Source organism: Pseudomonas sp. SBB6 (assembly GCF_024213215.1).
Taxonomy (GTDB): Bacteria; Pseudomonadota; Gammaproteobacteria; order Pseudomonadales; family Pseudomonadaceae; genus Aquipseudomonas; species Aquipseudomonas donghuensis.
In genome coordinates this window covers 429,045-449,285 of the sequence record NZ_JANAVH010000002.1, presented here as the reverse complement: position 1 = coordinate 449,285, position 20,241 = coordinate 429,045, and the positions used below count along the sequence as shown (strand labels likewise).

Annotated in this window: 16 protein-coding genes; 11 read left to right on the top strand and 5 right to left on the bottom strand. The window is 62.7% G+C overall.

Annotation, left to right across the window (positions count from 1 at the left end):
- Nucleotides 1–7: 7 nt before the first annotated feature.
- The 6 genes from fadB to NLX68_RS05305 all read left to right on the top strand — a co-directional run bounded on the left by fadB (nucleotide 8) and on the right by NLX68_RS05305 (nucleotide 7,407).
- On the top strand, nucleotides 8–2,155 hold the full coding sequence (gene fadB / locus NLX68_RS05330; RefSeq protein ID WP_254283150.1) for a fatty acid oxidation complex subunit alpha FadB: 2,148 nt from the start codon (nucleotides 8–10) through the stop codon (nucleotides 2,153–2,155).
- A 31-nt stretch (nucleotides 2,156–2,186) separates the two neighbouring features.
- The gene (gene fadA, locus NLX68_RS05325; RefSeq protein WP_254283148.1) at nucleotides 2,187–3,362 is read left to right on the top strand and encodes an acetyl-CoA C-acyltransferase FadA; all 1,176 of its coding nucleotides are present in this window, start codon (nucleotides 2,187–2,189) and stop codon (nucleotides 3,360–3,362) included.
- Nucleotides 3,363–3,442: 80 nt separating this feature from the next.
- Nucleotides 3,443–3,694 (top strand): DUF1653 domain-containing protein, encoded by a 252-nt coding sequence (locus tag NLX68_RS05320; RefSeq protein ID WP_010226982.1) that lies wholly within the window; start codon nucleotides 3,443–3,445, stop codon nucleotides 3,692–3,694.
- 100 nt (nucleotides 3,695–3,794) lie between these two features.
- Nucleotides 3,795–6,407 (top strand): type I DNA topoisomerase, encoded by a 2,613-nt coding sequence (topA, locus tag NLX68_RS05315; protein ID WP_254283146.1) that lies wholly within the window; start codon nucleotides 3,795–3,797, stop codon nucleotides 6,405–6,407.
- A 194-nt stretch (nucleotides 6,408–6,601) separates the two neighbouring features.
- On the top strand, nucleotides 6,602–7,123 hold the full coding sequence (locus NLX68_RS05310) for a DUF6586 family protein (protein WP_010226974.1): 522 nt from the start codon (nucleotides 6,602–6,604) through the stop codon (nucleotides 7,121–7,123).
- A gap of 50 nt (nucleotides 7,124–7,173) precedes the next feature.
- Nucleotides 7,174–7,407: a hypothetical protein gene (locus NLX68_RS05305; protein ID WP_010226971.1), complete on the top strand. Its 234-nt coding sequence runs from the start codon at nucleotides 7,174–7,176 to the stop codon at nucleotides 7,405–7,407.
- 66 nt (nucleotides 7,408–7,473) lie between these two features.
- Here the strand turns inward: NLX68_RS05305 and sulA are convergent, their stop codons facing one another.
- On the bottom strand, nucleotides 7,474–7,968 hold the full coding sequence (sulA, locus tag NLX68_RS05300; RefSeq protein ID WP_254283144.1) for an SOS-induced cell division inhibitor SulA: 495 nt from the start codon (nucleotides 7,966–7,968) through the stop codon (nucleotides 7,474–7,476).
- A gap of 10 nt (nucleotides 7,969–7,978) precedes the next feature.
- Nucleotides 7,979–8,587 carry a transcriptional repressor LexA gene (gene lexA / locus NLX68_RS05295; RefSeq protein ID WP_010226967.1) on the bottom strand — a complete coding sequence of 203 codons (609 nt, stop codon included), beginning with the start codon at nucleotides 8,585–8,587 and terminating at the stop codon, nucleotides 7,979–7,981.
- Nucleotides 8,588–8,796: 209 nt separating this feature from the next.
- On the opposite strand from lexA, the gene NLX68_RS05290 reads away from it, so the two are divergent.
- From NLX68_RS05290 to nagZ, 3 genes are read left to right on the top strand one after another with little or no spacing between them, the layout of a single operon-like run.
- Nucleotides 8,797–9,510: a TetR/AcrR family transcriptional regulator gene (locus NLX68_RS05290; protein ID WP_010226965.1), complete on the top strand. Its 714-nt coding sequence runs from the start codon at nucleotides 8,797–8,799 to the stop codon at nucleotides 9,508–9,510.
- Nucleotides 9,511–9,556: 46 nt separating this feature from the next.
- On the top strand, nucleotides 9,557–10,081 hold the full coding sequence (locus NLX68_RS05285; RefSeq protein WP_254283141.1) for a L,D-transpeptidase: 525 nt from the start codon (nucleotides 9,557–9,559) through the stop codon (nucleotides 10,079–10,081).
- A 22-nt stretch (nucleotides 10,082–10,103) separates the two neighbouring features.
- The gene (nagZ, locus tag NLX68_RS05280) at nucleotides 10,104–11,102 is read left to right on the top strand and encodes a beta-N-acetylhexosaminidase (protein ID WP_254283319.1); all 999 of its coding nucleotides are present in this window, start codon (nucleotides 10,104–10,106) and stop codon (nucleotides 11,100–11,102) included.
- A gap of 60 nt (nucleotides 11,103–11,162) precedes the next feature.
- On the opposite strand, the gene NLX68_RS05275 is transcribed toward nagZ, so the two are convergent.
- From NLX68_RS05275 to mfd, 3 genes are read right to left on the bottom strand one after another with little or no spacing between them, the layout of a single operon-like run.
- Complete coding sequence (locus NLX68_RS05275; protein WP_254283140.1) at nucleotides 11,163–13,481, bottom strand: DEAD/DEAH box helicase; 2,319 nt, start codon at nucleotides 13,479–13,481, stop codon at nucleotides 11,163–11,165.
- 4 nt (nucleotides 13,482–13,485) lie between these two features.
- On the bottom strand, nucleotides 13,486–14,049 hold the full coding sequence (locus NLX68_RS05270; RefSeq protein ID WP_254283139.1) for a CsiV family protein: 564 nt from the start codon (nucleotides 14,047–14,049) through the stop codon (nucleotides 13,486–13,488).
- 10 nt (nucleotides 14,050–14,059) lie between these two features.
- Complete coding sequence (gene mfd / locus NLX68_RS05265) at nucleotides 14,060–17,509, bottom strand: transcription-repair coupling factor (RefSeq protein ID WP_254283138.1); 3,450 nt, start codon at nucleotides 17,507–17,509, stop codon at nucleotides 14,060–14,062.
- A gap of 169 nt (nucleotides 17,510–17,678) precedes the next feature.
- Here mfd and NLX68_RS05260 point away from each other — a divergent pair, with 169 nt between their 5' ends.
- Nucleotides 17,679–19,142: a glyceraldehyde-3-phosphate dehydrogenase gene (locus tag NLX68_RS05260; protein WP_010226956.1), complete on the top strand. Its 1,464-nt coding sequence runs from the start codon at nucleotides 17,679–17,681 to the stop codon at nucleotides 19,140–19,142.
- Nucleotides 19,143–19,215: 73 nt separating this feature from the next.
- Nucleotides 19,216–20,214, top strand: a complete 999-nt coding sequence (locus tag NLX68_RS05255) for an FAD:protein FMN transferase (RefSeq protein ID WP_254283137.1) — start codon at nucleotides 19,216–19,218, stop codon at nucleotides 20,212–20,214.
- The last annotated feature ends 27 nt before the right edge of the window (nucleotides 20,215–20,241 follow it).

Here is a 20,241-nt window from a genome sequence, read left to right as displayed (position 1 = left end):
TCAGTTGATGATTTACGAAGGTAAAGCCATCACGGTTAAGGCTCTTGAAAGCGGCATCGTCGAACTGAAGTTCGACCTCAAGGGTGAGTCCGTCAACAAGTTCAACCGTCTTACCCTGAACGAATTGCGTCAGGCCGTAGACACCATCAAAGCCGATGCATCGATCAAAGGCGTGATTGTCAGCAGTGGCAAGGACGTATTCATCGTCGGCGCGGACATCACCGAGTTTGTCGATAACTTCAAGTTGCCCGAGGCCGAACTGGTCGCCGGCAACCTGGAAGCCAACCGGATTTTCAGCGATTTCGAAGACCTGGCCGTGCCGACCGTTGCCGCAATCAATGGCATCGCCCTGGGCGGCGGTCTGGAAATGTGCCTGGCTGCCGACTACCGCGTCATGGCCACCAGCGCCAAGATCGGCCTGCCGGAAGTCAAGCTGGGCATCTACCCGGGCTTCGGCGGTACCGTGCGCCTGCCGCGCATCATCGGTGCCGACAACGCCATCGAGTGGATTGCCGCCGGCAAGGAAAACCGTGCTGAAGACGCGCTGAAAGTCGGCGCCGTCGATGCCGTGGTAACCCCTGAGCTGCTGCAGGCTGCGACCCTGGACCTGATCAAGCGCGCCATCAGCGGCGAGCTCGACCACAAGGCCAAGCGCCAGCCAAAACTGGAAAAACTCAAGCTCAACGCCATCGAGCAGATGATGTCGTTCGAAACCGCCAAGGGTTTCGTCGCCGGTCAAGCTGGCCCGAACTACCCGGCGCCGGTCGAAGCGATCAAGAGCATCCAGAAAGCCGCCAACTTCGGTCGTGACAAGGCCCTGGAAGTCGAAGCCGCAGGCTTCGTCAAACTGGCCAAGACCTCGGTTGCCGAGAGCCTGATCGGCCTGTTCCTCAACGACCAGGAACTCAAGCGCAAAGCCAAGGCCCACGACGAAATCGCGCGCGACGTGAAGCAGGCTGCCGTGCTCGGCGCCGGAATCATGGGGGGCGGCATCGCCTACCAGTCGGCGGTCAAGGGCACCCCGATCCTGATGAAGGACATCAACGAAAGCGCCATCCAGCTGGGCCTGAACGAAGCCTCCAAGCTGCTCGGCAAGCGCGTTGAAAAAGGCCGCCTGACCCCGGCGAAAATGGCCGAAGCGCTGAACGCGATTCGCCCGACCCTGTCCTACGGCGATTTTGGCAACGTCGACATCGTCGTCGAAGCCGTGGTCGAGAACCCGAAGGTCAAGCAAGCAGTGCTGGCTGAAGTGGAAGGCCAGGTCAAGGAAGATGCGATCCTGGCGTCCAACACCTCGACCATTTCCATCAACCTGCTGGCCAAGGCCCTCAAGCGTCCGGAAAACTTCGTCGGCATGCACTTCTTCAACCCGGTGCACATGATGCCGCTGGTTGAAGTCATCCGTGGCGAGAAGTCCAGCGAAGTGGCGGTCGCCACCACCGTGGCCTACGCCAAGAAGATGGGCAAGAACCCGATCGTGGTCAACGACTGCCCGGGCTTTTTGGTCAACCGCGTACTGTTCCCGTACTTCGGCGGTTTCGCCAAGCTGGTCAGCGCCGGTGTCGACTTCGTGCGCATCGACAAGATCATGGAAAAATTCGGCTGGCCGATGGGCCCGGCCTACCTGATGGACGTGGTCGGTATCGACACCGGCCACCACGGCCGTGACGTCATGGCCGAAGGCTTCCCGGACCGCATGAAGGACGACCGTCGTTCGGCCATCGACGTGCTCTACGAAGCCAAGCGCCTGGGCCAGAAGAACGGCAAGGGCTTCTATGCCTACGAAACCGACAAGCGCGGCAAGCCGAAGAAAGTCGCTGACGCGGCAGTCCTCGACGTGCTCAAGCCGATCGTTTACGAGCAGCGTGAAGTCAGCGACGAAGACATCATCAACTGGATGATGATCCCGCTGTGCCTGGAAACCGTCCGCTGCCTGGAAGACGGCATCGTCGACACCGCCGCCGAAGCCGACATGGGCCTGGTCTACGGTATTGGTTTCCCTCCTTTCCGTGGCGGCGCGCTGCGTTACATCGACTCGATCGGTGTAGCCGAATTCGTTGCCCTGGCCGACAAATACGCCGATCTGGGTCCGCTGTATCACCCCACCGCGAAGCTGCGTGAAATGGCCAAGAATGGCCAGAGCTTCTTCGGTTAAGCGCCCAACGATATAGAGCGAGAGTGAATATATGAGCCTGAATCCAAGAGACGTGGTGATTGTCGACTTCGGTCGCACCCCGATGGGCCGCTCCAAGGGTGGCATGCATCGCAATACCCGTGCCGAAGACATGTCCGCGCACCTGATCAGCAAGCTGCTGGCGCGCAACGCCAAGGTCGATCCGAGCGAAGTCGAGGACGTCATCTGGGGCTGCGTCAACCAGACCCTGGAGCAGGGCTGGAACATCGCCCGCATGGCCTCCTTGATGACCCAGATCCCGCACACCGCCGCCGGCCAGACCGTCAGCCGCCTGTGCGGCTCGTCGATGAGCGCGCTGCACACCGCGGCGCAGGCGATCATGACCGGCAACGGTGATGTCTTCGTCGTCGGTGGTGTCGAGCACATGGGCCACGTCAGCATGATGCACGGTGTCGACCCGAACCCGCACATGTCGCTGTACGCCGCCAAAGCTTCGGGCATGATGGGCCTGACCGCCGAAATGCTTGGCAAGATGCACGGCATCAGCCGAGAGCAGCAGGATCTGTTCGGCCTGCGTTCGCACCAGCTCGCCCACAAGGCGACGGTCGAAGGCAAGTTCAAGGATGAAATCATCCCGATGCAGGGCTACGACGAGAACGGCTTCCTCAAGGTCTTCGACTACGACGAAACCATTCGCCCGGATACCACCCTGGAAAGCCTGGCGGCCCTCAAGCCTGCTTTCAACCCCAAAGGTGGTACCGTGACTGCCGGCACCTCGTCGCAGATCACCGACGGCGCCTCGTGCATGATCGTCATGTCGGCCCAGCGTGCCCAGGACCTCGGTATCCAGCCTCTGGCGGTGATCCGTTCCATGGCCGTGGCCGGTGTCGACCCGGCAATCATGGGCTACGGTCCGGTTCCGGCGACCCAGAAAGCACTCAAGCGTGCGGGCTTGTCCATCGCCGATATCGACTTCTTCGAGCTCAACGAAGCCTTCGCCGCACAGGCCCTGCCTGTGCTGAAGGATCTGAAAGTGCTCGACAAGATGGATGAGAAGGTTAACCTGCACGGCGGCGCCATCGCCCTGGGCCATCCTTTCGGTTGCTCCGGTGCGCGGATTTCCGGCACTCTGCTCAACGTCATGAAGCAGAATGGCGGGACCCTCGGCGTTTCGACCATGTGCGTCGGCCTGGGCCAAGGCATCACCACCATCTTCGAACGCGTTTAAGCGTTCGGCGGGTGGAAACCGGGGCCTGGTGCCCCGGTTTTTGTTTTTGCAGGAATTTTTTATTCAAGAGGGTGAGCAACATGCAGATACAACCAGGCGTATACCGGCATTACAAGGGGCCTGAGTATCGTGTGTTCGGCACCGCGCGCCATTCCGAAACAGAGGAGTGGGTGGTGTTCTACCAGGCGCTGTACGGTGAATTCGGCCTGTGGGTGCGACCGCTTTCGATGTTTCTCGAGTCGGTCGAGGTTGACGGCGAGCAAGTGCCGCGCTTTGCTTTGGTCAAGGCTGAAACCGAGCTGTTTTCCCGGCCCGATGCCGAGGGTGGCTAGAGCCCCGCGCTTGACCTCACTCTGTTGCCACTATATATAGCGGTGCCGCGTCAGGTACCTGCCGTGTTTTTATTTTCAGTATTCAGGAATTTTCCGATCCATGGGCAAATCGCTGGTCATTGTGGAATCCCCGGCTAAGGCCAAGACCATCAACAAGTACCTGGGCAGCCAGTACGTGGTGAAGTCGAGTATCGGCCATATCCGAGACCTGCCCACCAGCGGTTCGGCCAGCGCCAGCAAGGAGCCTGCCGCCAAGCGCGGCAAGGCCGCCGCAGGCGAAGCGCCGGCCCTGTCGCCAAAAGAGAAGGCGCGCAAGCAGTTGGTCGCACGCATGGGCGTCGACCCTGACCACGGCTGGAAAGCCAAGTACGAGATTCTCCCGGGCAAGGAGAAGGTCATCGACGAACTGCGTCGCCTGGCCAAAGATGCCGACACCATCTATCTCGCAACCGACTTGGATCGCGAGGGGGAAGCCATTGCCTGGCACCTGCGCGAAGCCATCGGTGGTGATGACAGCCGCTACAAGCGCGTGGTGTTCAACGAAATCACCAAGAAAGCCATCCAGGAAGCGTTCTCGCAGCCTGGCGAGCTGGATATCGACCGGGTCAACGCCCAGCAGGCGCGACGCTTCCTCGATCGCGTGGTGGGCTACATGGTTTCGCCGTTGCTGTGGGCAAAGATCGCCCGCGGCCTGTCCGCCGGCCGTGTGCAGTCGGTGGCGGTGAAGCTGGTGGTCGAGCGTGAGCGCGAGATCCGTGCCTTCATTCCTGAAGAGTACTGGGAAGTGCACGCCGACCTGGGTACCGCCAAGGACGCCAAGGTGCGTTTCGAAGTGGCCCGCGAGAACGGCGAAGCCTTCAAGCCGCTCAACGAAGCCCAGGCCATGGCAGCGCTGGCGCAGCTCAAGTCCTCCAGCTACACCGTGGCCAAGCGTGAAGACCGCCCGACCAGCAGCAAGCCGTCGGCGCCGTTCATCACCTCGACCCTGCAGCAGGCCGCGAGCAACCGCCTGGGCTTCGGCGTGAAGAAAACCATGATGATGGCCCAGCGTCTGTACGAAGCCGGCTACATCACCTATATGCGAACCGACTCGACCAACCTCTCGGTCGATGCGGTGGAAATGGCCCGCAGCTACATCGAAAGCGAGTTCGGCAAGAAGTACCTGCCTGAAGCGCCGATCGTCTACGGCAGCAAAGAGGGTGCCCAGGAAGCGCACGAAGCGATTCGTCCATCCGACGTCAACACCCATCCGACCAAGCTCAGTGGCATGGAGCGCGATGCCGAGCGTCTGTACGAGCTGATCTGGCGCCAGTTCCTGGCCTGCCAGATGCCACCGGCGCAGTACCTGTCGACCACCGTCAGCGTCACCGCAGGCAACTTCGAGCTGCGCGCCAAGGGCCGTATCCTCAAGTTCGACGGTTACACCCGGGTGTTGCCGCAACAGAGCAAGCCGGGCGATGACGATGTGCTGCCGGAAATGAACCAGGGCGAAGTGCTCAAGCTGATCCAGATCGACCCAAGCCAGCACTTCACCAAGCCGCCGGCGCGTTACTCCGAAGCCAGCCTAGTCAAGGAGATGGAAAAACGCGGCATCGGTCGTCCTTCGACTTATGCTGCGATCATCTCGACCATCCAGGATCGCGGTTACGTGACCCTGCACAACCGCCGCTTCTACTCCGAGAAAATGGGCGACATCGTCACCGAGCGCCTGTCCGAGAGCTTCTCCAACCTGATGGACTACGGCTTCACCGCCGGCATGGAAGAGAACCTCGATGACGTGGCCCAGGGCGAGCGCGACTGGAAAAACGTGCTGGACGAGTTCTACGGCGACTTCAGCAACAAGTTGAAGCTGGCCGAAGACGGCGAGAAGGGCATGCGTGCCAACCAGCCGACCCTGACCAACATTGCCTGCAAGGAATGTGGCCGGCCGATGATGATTCGCACCGCCTCCACCGGCGTGTTCCTCGGCTGCTCGGGCTACAGCCTGCCGCCCAAAGAGCGTTGCAAGGCCACCGTCAACCTGGTTCCGGGCGATGAAATCGCCGCCGACGACGAGGGTGAATCGGAATCGCGCGTGCTGCTCAACAAACACCGCTGCCCGATCTGCTCGACGGCCATGGATGCTTACCTGCTCGATGAGAAGCGCAAGCTGCACATCTGCGGTAACAACCCCGACTGCACCGGCTACGAGATCGAAGAAGGCAACTACCGCATCAAGGGCTACGAAGGGCCGAGCCTTGAGTGCGACAAGTGCGGTAGCGAGATGCAGCTCAAGACTGGCCGTTTCGGCAAGTTCTTCGGTTGCACCAACGCCGAATGCAAGAACACCCGCAAGCTGCTCAAAAGTGGCGAGGCGGCGCCGCCGAAGATGGATGCGGTGAAGATGCCGGAGCTCAAGTGCGAGAAGGTCAACGATACCTACGTGCTGCGTGACGGTGCTTCGGGGCTGTTCCTGGCGGCCAGCCAGTTCCCGAAAAACCGCGAGACCCGCGCACCCCTGGTGATCGAGATCATCCCGCACAAGGACGAGATCGATCCGAAGTATCACTTCCTCTGCGAGGCGCCGAAGAAGGACCCGGACGGTCGCCCGGCGGTCATCCGCTACAGCCGCAAGACCAAGGAGCAGTACGTGCAGACCGAAGTCGATGGCAAGCCGACCGGCTGGCGTGCGTTCTATGACGGCAATGCCTGGAAGGTCGAAGACAAGCGCTGATTGAACTTGGGGCCGCTGTTCGCGGCCCATCGCCGGCAAGGCCGGCTCCCACAGGGAGTGCAATCGTCGCCGACTCTGTGGGAGCCGGCCTTGCCGGCGATCGACCGCAAAGCGGTCGCCATCTAGACTTGCAGTAGGGCAGGGCAATCCGTGACACTCACAGACCGCCTTGCAGCCTTTCGGAGGGCACCCAGATGGCCCAGGAACTCTACACCCGCACCAACCAGAAGATTTACTTCGCAGGCCTGGCCCTCGAAGCCCTTGGCAAGGCGCAGGAAAGCCGGGCCATGAATGCCCAGGCGCTGATCCAGGCCGAGCGTGAGTCGGCGCTGTTTCACCTGTACGGCGCGCTGCTGGGCTTGTGTCACGAGATTGCCGGGTTCTATCGTTTGCCCCAGGCCGGCGCACCCCGTGCCGAGCTGTTGCTGACCCGCGAAGTGCTCGAGGCTGTGGCCATTCCAGAGATGGCCGAACTGGTTGAACTGGCCGAACAGCGCGAAACCTGGCTGGCGCAATTGCTAAGTGCTTATGCCGATTTGTTCCGACCGCCGGTCGCGAAAAAAGCGCCAAAAACCGACGTTACCCAGCCGCTGATCCAGGCACTAAGCCTCGATGAACCCGAGGCGCCAGCGCTGTCGCGCGAAGAGCTGGAAAGCTGGCGGCAGAACCTCAAGGGGCTTACGGTTCGTTTTCGTGAAGGTTTGAGTGAGTGCTGATTGGGGCGGTGGCTGGTACAATGCCGGCCTTTCGCGGAGAACAGCCCCTTATGCCAACGTCCTTTCTAGAAATTGTCGAGTTGCCTGATGGCCGGATCGAGCTGCGCCGTGCCGAGGACGAGGGTTCGTTGGTAACCCTGGATTTCTCCGAGGACGCCAAAGCCTTTTTGCAAGGTCAGCACGTGGAAGTGGCCAAGGCCATGCTCAGTGTTGGCGTGCAGATGGCCGGCAAGCTGGTAGAAGGCGAGATCGAACGCGACGAAGGGCCACGGGTCCTGCACTGATCGCCTGCATGGCTTCCTCGTCCTGAGGAAGCCTGGCGAAATCAATGGTTGAAACAGACCTGGATATCAGCCGAGGCGGATGTTCAGGCTTTGTGCGTCTCCAGCGCGAGCCGCATTGCTCAGTTGCTGGCGGGCGCTGCTGCTGACGGTGTTGAGCCAACTGACCACGGTGTGGCTGCGGCCCAGGCGCAGGGCATCGCAGGCCAGTTGCAAGGCGCTCTGGTTGCCGCGCGGTTGCAGCAGCAGGATGCGCTCGCGGTTCAGCCCGGCCTCGCGCAGCCAGGCCTGGGTCAGGCTGGCAGGTGGGGCGATCAGGGTCAGCCAGCGGGCGTCATGCTCTTCGCTCAACTCGCTCAGTTCACGCAGCATCGGGGCCAATAGGCTCTGGCAGCTACCCAGTGCGCCACGCAAAGACAGCTCGCTGAAAACCTGGGCCGCGCCGGGGTGGGGCGCTGGCTTGGCACTTTTCAGTCCGGGTAGCACCGGCTGGACCAGGAATGCTTCGAACAATGGCAATTGTGCTTGCAGCGGTACGTTCTGTGACGCAGGGGGGAACTGCATGATGCCTCCTTTACCGGCGTATGACGCCGACGCTCAAGCCCTCGATCACCAGCTCCTGGTCTTTCAGGTTGACTTCGATTGGGGCGAATTCGGGGTTCTCGGCAATCAGCCAGACTTTGCTGCCTTCGCGCTTGAAGCGTTTGACCGTGACTTCGTCACCCAGGCGAGCGACGACGATCTGGCCGTTGCGGGCTTCGCGGCAGGTGTGCACGGCCAGCAGGTCGCCGTCGACGATGCCGACATCCTTCATGCTCATGCCGTGAACGCGCAACAGGTAGTCGGCGCGGGGATGGAAGAACGCCGGGTTGATGTTGCAGGATTCTTCGATGTGTTGCTGGGCGAGGATCGGCGCACCGGCCGCCACCCGGCCAATGATCGGCAGGCCGCTGTCGTCGGGCTTGGCTTCAAAGCCGGGGATGCGGATGCCCCGTGACGCCCCCGGGGTCATTTCGATCGCACCCTTGCGGGCCAGGGCCTTGAGGTGCTCCTCAGCGGCGTTGGGCGATTTGAAACCCAGCTCCTGGGCGATCTCCGCGCGGGTAGGCGGAAAGCCGTTGTCTTCCAGGCAGCGTTTGATAAAAGCCAGAATCTCAGCTTGGCGTGGCGTCAGTTTTAGCATGTCGATCGCTCTGTCTTTTTATACAGTGACTGGGATTATATACAGTGGGTGGCAGGCTGCAAGCGCCAGGCGCCAAGAAAAGGCCGATGGGCGCTCTTGCAGCTATGGTTTAATACGTGACCGCATGGCCGCAAAGCGGCTGCGCGGACTTGACAAGTCACCGCTTTGAAACGTATGTTTCAAACAAGTGTTTGTCAGGCGGAGTAGTCATGGCCCAGTCGGAAACCGTAGAACGCATTCTCGATGCTGCCGAGCAGTTGTTCGCGGAAAAAGGTTTTGCCGAAACCTCATTGCGGCTGATCACCAGCAAGGCCGGCGTCAACCTGGCGGCGGTGAACTACCACTTCGGTTCGAAGAAGGCCCTGATCCAGGCGGTGTTCTCGCGTTTCCTGGGGCCGTTCTGCGCAAGCCTTGAGCGCGAGCTGGAGCGCCGCCAGGCCCGCCCCGAGCAAAAGCCGAGCCTTGAAGAGCTGCTGGAGATGCTGGTCGAGCAGGCGCTGGTGGTGCAGCCACGCAGCGGCAATGACCTGTCGATCTTCATGCGCCTGCTGGGCCTGGCCTTCAGCCAGAGCCAGGGTCACCTGCGCCGTTACCTTGAAGACATGTACGGCAAGGTGTTTCGCCGCTACATGCTGCTGGTCAACGAAGCCGCGCCACGCATTCCGCCAATCGAGCTGTTCTGGCGCGTGCACTTCATGCTCGGCGCCGCGGCGTTCAGCATGTCCGGGATCAAGGCCCTGCGCGCCATCGCCGAAACCGATTTCGGCATCAATACCTCGATCGAGCAGGTCATGCGCCTGATGGTGCCGTTCCTGGCCGCCGGCATGCGCGCCGACAGCGGTGTCACTGACGAAGCCATGGCTGCCGCGCAGTTGCGCCCACGCAGCAAGTCCGGCAGCACCCCGGTCGCCGCCAAGGCCTGACGCCACGGCTGGGCGCGGCGAGCCGCATCGGCTAAGCTAGCGCCCCATGGCCAGTCTCGATTTTCTGCATATCTCCCTTGCTGATCAATGCCTCTATGGGTTCGTCCGGGGGCAGTTGCGCCTGCGTCTTGAAGTCTCCACCGCGCGCAACGGCGCCGGTGAGCTCAAGGGCTCGGGTTGCACGCCGCGGGGTCGCCACCAGGTGCGCGCCAAGATCGGTGCCGGCTTGCCGCAAGGCGCGGTGCTGAGGGGGCGGCGCTGGACCGGCGAAATCTGGTCGCCGGCACTGCACGAACACTTTCCCGGTCGTGACTGGATCCTCACGCGCATACTCTGGCTCAGCGGTTGCGAGCCGGGCGTCAATCGCTTGGGGCCGGTCGACACCTTCCATCGTTATATCTACCTGCATGGCACCCCCGATAGCGAACCTATGGGCGTGCCGTTGTCCCATGGTTGCGTGCGCTTGCGCAACGCCGACCTGCTGAACCTGTTCGACCAGGTGCCGGTGCATTGCCCGGTGCAGATCGACGAAGCCGCGTGCCCCCAATGGGCCCACATCAGCGTCAACTGAAGGATCAATTATGAGTGCCAGCCTGCAAGGCTCCCTGATGGTCGACATCGCCGGTACCTGGCTGACCGCCGAGGACCGCCAGCTTTTGCGCCAGCCCGAAGTGGCCGGCTTGATCATCTTTGCCCGCAACATCGAAAGCCCGCGCCAGGTGCGCGAGCTGTGCGCCTCGATTCGCGCTATTCGCCCCGAGTTGATCCTGGCGGTGGATCAGGAAGGCGGTCGGGTGCAGCGGTTGCGCCAGGGCTTTGTGCGCCTGCCGGCGATGCGCGCGATTGCCGATAACGACAACGCCGAATACCTGGCCGAGCAATGCGGTTGGCTGATGGCCACCGAAGTGCTGGCGGTCGGTCTGGACCTGAGCTTTGCGCCGGTGCTGGACCTCGATCACCAGCGCAGCGCCGTGGTCGGCAGCCGCGCCTTCGAAGGTGATCCGCAGCGCGCCACGCTGCTGGCCGGTGCTTTTATTCGCGGCATGAACGCCGCGGGCATGGCCGCTTGCGGCAAGCACTTCCCGGGTCATGGCTGGGCCGAGGCCGATTCCCATGTGGCGATTCCCACCGACGAGCGCAGCCTGGCGCAGATCCGCGCGGCCGACCTGGTGCCGTTCACTCGCTTGAGCGGGCAGTTGGCGGCAGTGATGCCGGCCCATGTGATCTATCCGCAGGTGGACAACCAGCCGGCCGGTTTCTCCCGGCGCTGGTTGCAGGACATCCTGCGCGGCGAGTTGGGCTTCAATGGGGTGATCTTCAGTGATGACCTGTCCATGGCCGGTGCCCATGTGGTCGGTGATGCGGCCAGCCGTATCGAGGCGGCGCTGAGCGCCGGTTGTGACATGGGCCTGGTGTGCAATGACCGCGCAGCAGCCGAGCTGGCCCTGACGGCGGCCCAGCGCCTGAAGGTCAAGCCGTCGCCACGCATCGCGCAGATGCGCGGACAGGGCTTTGCCCGTACCGACTATCGTCAACAGCCGCGTTGGCTGGAGGCGCTTGGGGCGCTCAAGGAAGCGCAACTGGTTGATTGATTGCAATCGCGGGTCAAGCCCGCTCCCACAGGGTGGGAGCGGGCTTGACCCGCGATGAATTCAACCGGATCTAGTGCCTTGCCGCTTCCCCGGCAACGGCGCAAACAGCGCATCGATATCCTCCGCCGCCAAACGCCAGTCCCCCGCCTGCCGCCCATCCAGCACGCCGGCCGCCAGCGCGGATTTTTCCTGCTGCAGTTGCTGGATCTTCTCTTCCACCGTGCCCCGGGTAATCAGCTTGTAGACGAACACCGGTTTTTCCTGGCCGATTCGATAAGCGCGGTCGGTGGCCTGGTTTTCCGCCGCCGGGTTCCACCAGGGGTCATAGTGGATCACGGTGTCAGCTGCTGTCAGGTTCAGGCCGACACCGCCAGCCTTGAGGCTGATCAGGAAGATCTGCAATTGCCCGCTCTGGAAGTTGTGCACCGGTGCCCGGCGGTCACGGGTTTCGCCAGTCAGCAGGGCATAGGCGATACCGCGGTGCTGCAGTTCGGCCTCGATCAGCCGCAGCATGCTGGTGAACTGCGAGAACAGCAGGACGCGTCGACCTTCGGCCAGCAGTTCTTCGAGCATTTCCATCAGGCTGGTGAGTTTGCCGGAGTGGGCGCCGCGCGCGGTCGAGGCTTGGCTGTTGATCAGGCGCAAATCGCAGCAGACCTGGCGCAGCTTCAACAGCGCTTCGAGGATAATGATCTGGCTGCGCGCCACGCCCTTGCGGGTGATCTCCGCGCGTACTTTCTGGTCCATGGCCAGGCGCATGGTTTCGTACACGTCTCGCTGCGCATCGCTGAGCTCGACCCAGTGGATCATCTCGGTTTTGGCCGGTAGCTCGGTGGCCACTTGCTCCTTGGTGCGGCGCAGCAAAAAAGGTTTGATCCGTGCATTGAGGTGTTGCAGGCGCTCATCGTTGCCTTGGCGCTCGATCGGCACCCGGTAGTCGCGGTTGAACGCTTTGGCGTCGCCCAGCCAGCCCGGCAGCAGGAAGTGAAACAGCGACCACAGCTCACCCAGGTGGTTTTCCAGCGGGGTGCCGCTCAGGCACAGGCGCTGGCGGGCTTCGAGCTGGCGCGCCGCCTGGGCCGCCTTGCTGCCCGGGGTCTTGATGTACTGCGCCTCATCGAGGATCAGCACATGCAGCATCAGGCCCTTGAAGTGCGCCAGGTCCTTGGGCAGCAGGGCATAGGTGGTCAACAGCAGGTCGTAGTCCTGCAGGCTGCCGAAATGCTTGCGTCGGCCGATGCCTTGCAGGGCCAGCACGCGCAAGCCGGGGGCGAAGCGTTCGGCTTCGTCCTGCCAGTTGGGGATCAGGCTGGTGGGCATCACCACCATGGCCGGGCGGGTCAGGCGTCCGGCATTTTTTTCGCTGAGCAGGTGAGCGAGGGTTTGCAGGGTTTTACCCAGGCCCATGTCGTCAGCGAGGATGCCACCGACCTCCAGCTCACGCAGGGCCTGCATCCAGCTCAGGCCTTCGAGCTGATAGGTGCGCAGGGTGGCGTTCAGGCCTTCAGGCGTTTGCGCCGGTTGCAGGCGGATATCGCGCAGGCGCTCGGCCAGGCTGCGCACCTGCTCACCGCCTTGCCAGCTCAACGGCAGCTCTTCCAGGGCATTGAGGCGCGTGGCGTCCAGCGTCGGCAGGCGCACGCTGGTTTCGCCGGGTTCACGCAGGTAAAAGTCGCCCAGGGTTGCCAATACCGGCTTGAGGCGACCGTAGGGCAGGGCCACTTGCAGGTTGCGCCGCACTTCACCCGCAGGCGCGGGAATCTGCACCAGCAATTGTTCGTCGTCCCGGCGCTTGTGCAACTGCGCAGGGTTGAGCAGTTCCGGGTGGCTGCGCAGCACGTTGAGCAGAATCGGCAGCAGGCTCAGGCGCTGGCCATTGACCTCGATACCCAGTTCCAGGTCGAACCAGTCCCGGCCGCTGGCTTCGTCGATCTGTGCGTACCAGTTGTCGACCTCGGCAAGATTGAAGGCGAAGTCGTCGGTGTACTCGATCTCCCAGCCTTGTTCGCGCAGGGTCGGCAGGTCATTGAGCATGAAGCGTAGCCAGGCTGCTTCGGAGGCCAGCTCAAGCAGGTCGCCGGCGCTCTCCGGCAGGGCTTTGCTCTGCCGGGTGGCGATCTTGAAGCCCAGGCGCTGGAGCGTCTGGCGGATTTGGCTTTCGGCCTCGGCGTGGCGCTGCAGGCGTTGGCTGCCAGTACTCTCCAGGCGGCTGGCTTCCTTGACGTGCCTGCCGCTGGCGCGAATGCCGTCATAGTTGAACGACAGCGCCGCCCGGTGCTGGTGCTGGCGCTGCATCCTGCCGGTTTGCGGCACGTAGGCGCTGAACTCGTGGCTGCCCAGAATCAGGTGAGGCGTGGGGGCAATACCATCGTTAGGCATCGGCTTACTGCTCCATCATCTCCGCAGGCGCAGTGGGAGCGCTGGCTGGCCGGTTGGCCGTGACCTTGAGCAGCAGGGCCAGGTGGCCGCCGTCGAGGAAGGTCAGTTCTCCATTCTTGATGGTGCTGTTGCTCTGCTTGAGCGGTTCGCTCAAGGTCACACTGCCATTGCCGTCGAACTGGTTGACCCAGAAACTGGCATCAACGGCGATGAAGCGGTCTTCCTTGACGGTCAGGTTGCCCTCGATGGGGAACTGGTCGAAGTGTTCTTCGCCGTCGCTGATCGCCACTGTGCCAGCATCCTGTTTCCAGGCTTTGTGCAGCAGCACGGTGTACTGGTTCGGGTCGGCGGCAAGCTTGGCCGCCTCGTCGGTGAGCGCTGGTTGGCGCAGGTCACCCTCGGCGACGATCTGGGCGCCATTGCGCCAGTCTTCCGGGGCCGACTTGCTGGTAATCGCCGGCACGGCGTTCTGCCGTACCAGGATCATTTCGACCTGATAGGTGCCGTTGGCAAATGCCGTCGGGGCAATCAGTGCCAGCAGCAGGGTCAGGCTACGCGTTACACGCATGGATCTTCCTTCACGCAGATTGTGGGGTCAGGCGCTCGAACAGCGCCTCAAGGTTGTTGAAGCGTTCTTCCGGGCGCTCCATCGGTACCAGGAACTTGAACTGGGTGGCGCCTTCGAACTTGTAGCGTTTGGGCTGGCCCTGGATCAGCTTGATCAGCACCAGCGGATCGACCGGGGTCTCGGCTTCGAATTCGATCTTGCCGCCGTTGGGGCCGGCGTCGACCTTCTTGATGCCGAGTTTTTCTGCCTGCAGCTTGAGCAGGGTCAGGCGCACCAGGTTCTTGGTCGGTTCCGGCAGCAGGCCGAAGCGGTCGATCATCTCTACCTGCAGGTCCTTCAGGCCGTCTTCGTCCACCGCCGAGGCGATGCGCTTGTAGAGGATCAGCCGCGCATGCACATCCGGCAGGTAGTCCTCGGGAATCAGTGCCGGCAAGCGCAGGTTGATTTCCGGGCCGCCGCCCAACGGCTGGTCGAGGTTTGGCTGGGCGCCCTTGCGGATGGCCTTGACCGCGCGTTCGAGCATTTCCATGTACAGGGTAAAACCGACCGCCTGGATCTGCCCGCTCTGGCCTTCGCCGAGCAGCTCGCCAGCGCCGCGGATCTCCAGGTCATTGGTGGCCAGGACAAAGCCAGCCCCCAGGTCCTGGGTGTTGGCGATGGCTTCCAGGCGCTTTTCGGCGTCCGGGGTGATTTGCTGGCGCGGCGGGGTGAGCAGGTAGGCATAGGCCTGGTGGTGACTGCGCCCGACCCGGCCGCGCAACTGGTGCAACTGCGCCAGGCCGAACTTGTCGGCACGCTCGATGATGATGGTGTTGGCGCTGGGCACGTCGATGCCGGTCTCGATGATGGTCGAGGCGATCAGCACGTTGAAGCGCTTGTGATAGAAGTCGCTCATCACCTGTTCGAGTTCGCGCTCGCGCATCTGCCCGTGGCCGATGCCGATGCGTGCTTCCGGTACCAGTTCGGCAAGGTCGGCGGCGCATTTTTCGATGCTCTTCACATCGTTGTGCAAGTAGTAAACCTGGCCGCCGCGCAGCAGTTCACGCAGCAGCGCTTCCTTGACCGTGCTCTTGTTCTGCTCCATGACGAAGGTACGCACCGACAGCCGGCGCGCCGGCGGCGTGGCGATGATCGACAGGTCGCGCATGCCGGCCACGGCCATGTTCAGGGTGCGCGGGATCGGCGTGGCGGTCAGGGTGAGGATGTCCACCTCGCTGCGCAGGGCCTTGAGCTGCTCCTTCTGGCGCACGCCGAAACGGTGCTCTTCGTCGATGATCACCAGGCCCAGGTCCTTGATCTTGACGTCGTCCTGCAGCAGCTTGTGGGTGCCGATGACAATGTCGATCTTGCCTTCGGCCAGGTCCGCCACCGCGGCGGCGACTTCCTTGGGCGACTTGAAGCGGCTCATCACCTCGACCGTTACCGGCCAGTCGGCGAAGCGGTCGCGAAAACTGTTGTAGTGCTGCTGGGCGAGCAGGGTGGTTGGCACCAGGATCGCTACCTGGCGGCCGCCGTGCACGGCAATGAAGGCTGCGCGCATGGCCACTTCGGTCTTGCCGAAGCCGACGTCGCCGCACACCAGGCGGTCCATCGGCTTGGCCGCGAGCATGTCCTCGCGCACCGCTTCGATGGCGCTCTGCTGGTCCGGGGTTTCCTCGAAGGGGAAGCCGGCGCTGAAGGTGGCGTAATCCACCGACGGGTCGGCAAAGGCATAGCCTTTGCGCGCGGCGCGGCGGGCATAGATGTCGAGCAGTTCGGCGGCGACATCACGCACCTGTTCGGCGGCCTTGCGCTTGGCTTTTTGCCAGGCTTCGGAGCCGAGCCGGTGCAGCGGCGCCAGGGCGTCGTCGCTGCCGGTATAGCGGGCGATCAGGTGCAGGTTGGCCACCGGCACGTAGAGCTTGGCGCCCTCGGCGTATTCGAGGGTGAGGAACTCGGCGGCCTGGTTGTCGATTTCCAGGGTCGCCAGGCCCAGGTAGCGGCCGACACCGTGATCGATATGCACCACCGGCGCGCCTTCGCGCAGCTCGGTGAGGTTCTTGATGACGGCATCGTTATTGGCGTCGCTGCGCTTGTCGCGGCGCCGGCGCTGCATCACCCGTTGACCGAACAGCGGGCTCTCGGCGACCAGGGCGATGGCCGGGTCATCCAGCAGCAGGCCTTCGTCCAGCGGCGCGATGGTGATTGCCAGGCGCTCCTTGCCGGCAACGAAGGCGCTCCAGCTGTCGACGGTTTGCGGGCGCAGTTTCAGGCGTTCAAGCAGCTCCAGCAGCACTTCGCGACGGCCCGCCGACTCGGCGGTGAACAGCACGCGGCCAGAGAACTGCTCAAGAAAACCCGACAGCGCTGCCAACGGCTGGTTGGCCTTGGCTTCGATGGCAAGGTTGGGCAGGACCTGGGCCGGGAAGCGCTCGCGGCCGACGCCGCTGTCGACGTCGTCCTGGCTGACCACCACGCGCGGCCAGCTCTTGAGCCGGGCGAAACAGTCCTCAACCGGCAGGAACAGTTCGGCGGGCGGCAGCAACGGTCGCGCCGGGTCGATGCGGCGTTCCTCGTAGCGGTTGCGCACATCGCTCCAGAAGTGCTCGGCGGCCTGTTCGACGCCCGGCAGGGAGAACACCTGGGTGTCCTGGGGCAGGTAGTCGAACAGGGTCGAGGTGTCTTCGAAGAACAGCGGCAGGTAGTACTCGATACCGGCCGGGGTGATGCCGCTGGAGAGGTCCTGGAAGATCGGGCTGCGGCGGAAGTCGACGTCGAAGCGCTCGCGAAAGCGTGCCTTGAAGCGCGTCACCGCCTCTTTTTGCAGCGGGAACTCGCGGGCCGGCAGCAGCCGCACCGAGTCGACCTTGTCGATCGAGCGCTGGGTTTCCGGGTCGAAGGTACGCAGGGTCTCGATTTCGTCATCGAACAGGTCGATGCGGTACGGCAGCTTGCTGCCCATCGGGAACAGGTCGATCAGCGCGCCGCGCACGGCGAACTCGCCGTGCTCGTACACGGTATCGACGCAGCGGTAGCCGCTGGCTTCAAGGCGCGTGCGCATCTGCTCGACATCAAGCTTCTGGCCGATGTCCAGGACCAGGCTGCTACCGAGCAAGAAGCGCGTCGGCGCCAGGCGGTGCAGGGCCGTGGTGATCGGCACCACGAGAATGCCGTGATCGAGCTCCGGCAGCCGGTACAGGCTGGAAATGCGCTGGGAGATGATGTCCTGGTGCGGCGAGAACAGGTCGTAGGGCAGGGTTTCCCAGTCGGGGAAGGGCAGTACCGGCAGCTCGGGCGCAAAAAAACGCAACTCCTGCTCGAGGCGGTCAGCGCTCTGGCTGTCGGCGGTCAGCAGCAGGGTGAAGCGTTTGGCGGCGCTGGCCGCTTCGGCAATCGCCAGGCTCAGGGCGGCGCCCGGCAGGTTGCCCCAGGTTTGTTTGCCGGCAGTGGCCGGCAGGTGCGGTAGACGCAGAACAGGCACGGGAGGTCGAGCTCCAAGCGTTGCGACAAAGACGCCAATTGTACCGGGCGCAGGCCCGCGCTGTCAGGTTTGTGCAGGCTAAAAGCATGTAGTGGATTGTCGGCGACAGGCGCTCATTGCCCGATGGGCTGCGGGGCGTCATAATGTAGCCCCTTTTTTCTGTCCCTACATGTGGAAGGTTCCCGTGACTCAGAAGCCCGACCAGTGTCTTGGTGAGTGGATTGATCGTGAAGCGCTTGCAGAAGCGATGATCCCGCTTATCGGTCAGCTCTACCGCAATAACAATGTGGTGAGCTCGATCTATGGCCGTAGCCTGATCAACCGCTCGGTGATCTCGATCCTCAAAGCGCACCGCTTTGCCCGTCATCGCCAGACCGACGAAACCGAACTGTCTGTACACGAGACATTCCCGCTGCTCAAAGCCATGAGCGAGCTGAAACTGGGCGCCGCTTCGGTCGACCTGGGCAAGCTGGCCAACAAATTCAAGCAAGAAGGCAACGGCCGTAGCGCCGAGCAGTTCGTGCGCGAAGAAATGGCTGACGTGGTTGGCCAGCAAAACGCTTCGGCGCGCAAAGGCACCGACGTTGTCCTCTACGGCTTCGGTCGTATCGGCCGTCTGCTGGCGCGTATCCTGATCGAGAAAACCGGTGGTGGCGACGGCCTGCGTCTGCGCGCCATCGTCGTGCGCAAAGGCGCCGAGAACGATCTGGTCAAGCGTGCCAGCCTGCTGCGTCGTGACTCGGTACATGGCCCGTTCGATGGCACCATCACCATCGACGAAGCCAACAACACCATCACTGCCAACGGCAACCTGATCCAGGTTATCTACGCCAAGAACCCGAGCGAAGTCGACTACACCCAGTACGGCATCGAGAATGCCCTGATCGTCGACAACACCGGTGTATGGCGCGACGCCGACGGCCTGGGCCAGCACCTGGCCTGCCCGGGCGCTGCCCGCGTGATCCTCACCGCACCTGGCAAGGGCGCGCTGAAGAACATCGTGCACGGCATCAACCATGGCGAAATCAGCGCCGATGACAAGATCATCTCCGCGGCTTCCTGCACCACCAACGCCATCGTTCCTGTGCTGAAGGCGGTCAACGACAAGTTCGGTATCATCAACGGTCACGTTGAAACCGTTCACTCGTTCACCAACGACCAGAACCTGATCGACAACTTCCACAAGGGCAGCCGTCGTGGCCGTGCCGCGCCGCTGAACATGGTTATCACCGAGACCGGTGCCGCCACTGCAGCCGCCAAGGCACTGCCAGTGCTCAAGGGCAAGCTGACCGGCAACGCGATCCGCGTACCAACGCCGAACGTGTCGATGGCTATCCTCAACCTGAACCTGGAAAAAGCCACCAGCCGCGAAGAGATCAACGAGTACCTGCGCCAGATGGCCATGCACTCGGACCTGCACAAGCAGATCGACTACGTGAGCTCCCAGGAAGTGGTCTCCACCGACTTCGTCGGTTCCCGCCACGCCGGTGTGGTCGATGCCGAAGCCACCATCTGCAACGAAAACCGTGTTGTCCTGTACGTCTGGTACGACAACGAATTCGGTTACAGCTGCCAGGTAGTGCGCGTGATGGAAGACATGGCTGGCGTCAATCCGCCTGCTTTCCCACGCTAAGCTTGGCTTGGTCGTGAAAGACGGGAACCTCAGGGTTCCCGTTTTTTTTGCCTGAATTTCTCCAGGAGGTTGGATGCGCAAGGCAGTGTTGACAGGCGCGTTGCTGAGTCTGGCCGGGTGCGGGCAGGGCAATACCCTTGAACGCATCAGTGGCCCGACCATGGGTAGCAGCTACACCGTGCAGTATGTGCGCACGCCCCAGGGGCCGGCGCCGGAGCAGGTCAAGCGCGAGGTGGAGCGGATTCTCGAGGGCATCGACAAGCGATTTTCCACCTACCGCAGCGACTCGCTGATCGAGGCCTTCAACAGGCTGCCGGCCAACAGCTGCCAGTCGATGCCGGCCGATGTGCTGGCGCTGGTGCGGGTTGGCGAGCAGCTGGCGCAGCAGAGTGACGGGGCGTTTGACCTGACCGTGGAGCCCTTGCTCGACCTGTGGGGCTTTGGCCCGCAGTCACGCAGGGAAAAAGTGCCGGATGCCCAGGCCCTGGCCGCCACGCGCCAACGGGTCGGGTATGGGCATTTGCGCATAAACGGTGAGCAGCTGTGCAAGGATGCACCGGTGGAAGTCGACTTCAACAGCATTGCTGCCGGGCATGCGGTGGACCTGCTGGTGGCGCGGCTAAAAGCCCTGGGCATCGCGGATTTGCTGGTCGAGGCGACCGGTGAACTCAAGGCGATCGGGCGCAAACCTGATGGCAGCAAATGGAAAGTGGCTCTGGAGCTACCGGGGACTGACCGCCAGATTGCCCAGCAAGTGCTGGCCGTGGACGGTTTTGGTGTGTCGACCTCCGGTGACTATCGCAATTATTTCGAGGAGAATGGCCTGCGCTATTCACACACCTTCGATGCGCGCCTTGGGAAACCGGTGAAACACGACCTGGCGGCGGTGACGGTATTTGACCGTTCGACGCTGATGGCCGATGGGTACTCGACCTTGCTGTTGATCCTCGGGCCCGAGAAAGGCTGGGAGTTTGCCCTCAAACACGGGATTGCCGCGGTGTTCGTGACCCGGGTTGCGGAAGGTTTCGTCTCCCGAAGCACGCCGGCTTTTGCCCAGGTGAACAAGCAGTAACCAGTTTTTGTGGGAGCTGGCCTTGCC

Excerpts from the sequence above, each read along its gene's own strand:
- fadB (WP_254283150.1), top strand. The coding sequence starts at position 8 with ATGATTTACGAAGGTAAAGCCATCACGGTTAAGGCTCTTGAAAGCGGC.
- fadA (WP_254283148.1), top strand. The coding sequence starts at position 2,187 with ATGAGCCTGAATCCAAGAGACGTGGTGATTGTCGACTTCGGTCGCACC.
- NLX68_RS05320 (WP_010226982.1), top strand. The coding sequence starts at position 3,443 with ATGCAGATACAACCAGGCGTATACCGGCATTACAAGGGGCCTGAGTAT.
- topA (WP_254283146.1), top strand. The coding sequence starts at position 3,795 with ATGGGCAAATCGCTGGTCATTGTGGAATCCCCGGCTAAGGCCAAGACC.
- NLX68_RS05310 (WP_010226974.1), top strand. The coding sequence starts at position 6,602 with ATGGCCCAGGAACTCTACACCCGCACCAACCAGAAGATTTACTTCGCA.
- NLX68_RS05305 (WP_010226971.1), top strand. The coding sequence starts at position 7,174 with ATGCCAACGTCCTTTCTAGAAATTGTCGAGTTGCCTGATGGCCGGATC.
- sulA (WP_254283144.1), bottom strand. The coding sequence starts at position 7,968 with ATGCAGTTCCCCCCTGCGTCACAGAACGTACCGCTGCAAGCACAATTG.
- lexA (WP_010226967.1), bottom strand. The coding sequence starts at position 8,587 with ATGCTAAAACTGACGCCACGCCAAGCTGAGATTCTGGCTTTTATCAAA.
- NLX68_RS05290 (WP_010226965.1), top strand. The coding sequence starts at position 8,797 with ATGGCCCAGTCGGAAACCGTAGAACGCATTCTCGATGCTGCCGAGCAG.
- NLX68_RS05285 (WP_254283141.1), top strand. The coding sequence starts at position 9,557 with ATGGCCAGTCTCGATTTTCTGCATATCTCCCTTGCTGATCAATGCCTC.
- NLX68_RS05275 (WP_254283140.1), bottom strand. The coding sequence starts at position 13,481 with ATGCCTAACGATGGTATTGCCCCCACGCCTCACCTGATTCTGGGCAGC.
- NLX68_RS05270 (WP_254283139.1), bottom strand. The coding sequence starts at position 14,049 with ATGCGTGTAACGCGTAGCCTGACCCTGCTGCTGGCACTGATTGCCCCG.
- NLX68_RS05260 (WP_010226956.1), top strand. The coding sequence starts at position 17,679 with ATGTGGAAGGTTCCCGTGACTCAGAAGCCCGACCAGTGTCTTGGTGAG.
- NLX68_RS05255 (WP_254283137.1), top strand. The coding sequence starts at position 19,216 with ATGCGCAAGGCAGTGTTGACAGGCGCGTTGCTGAGTCTGGCCGGGTGC.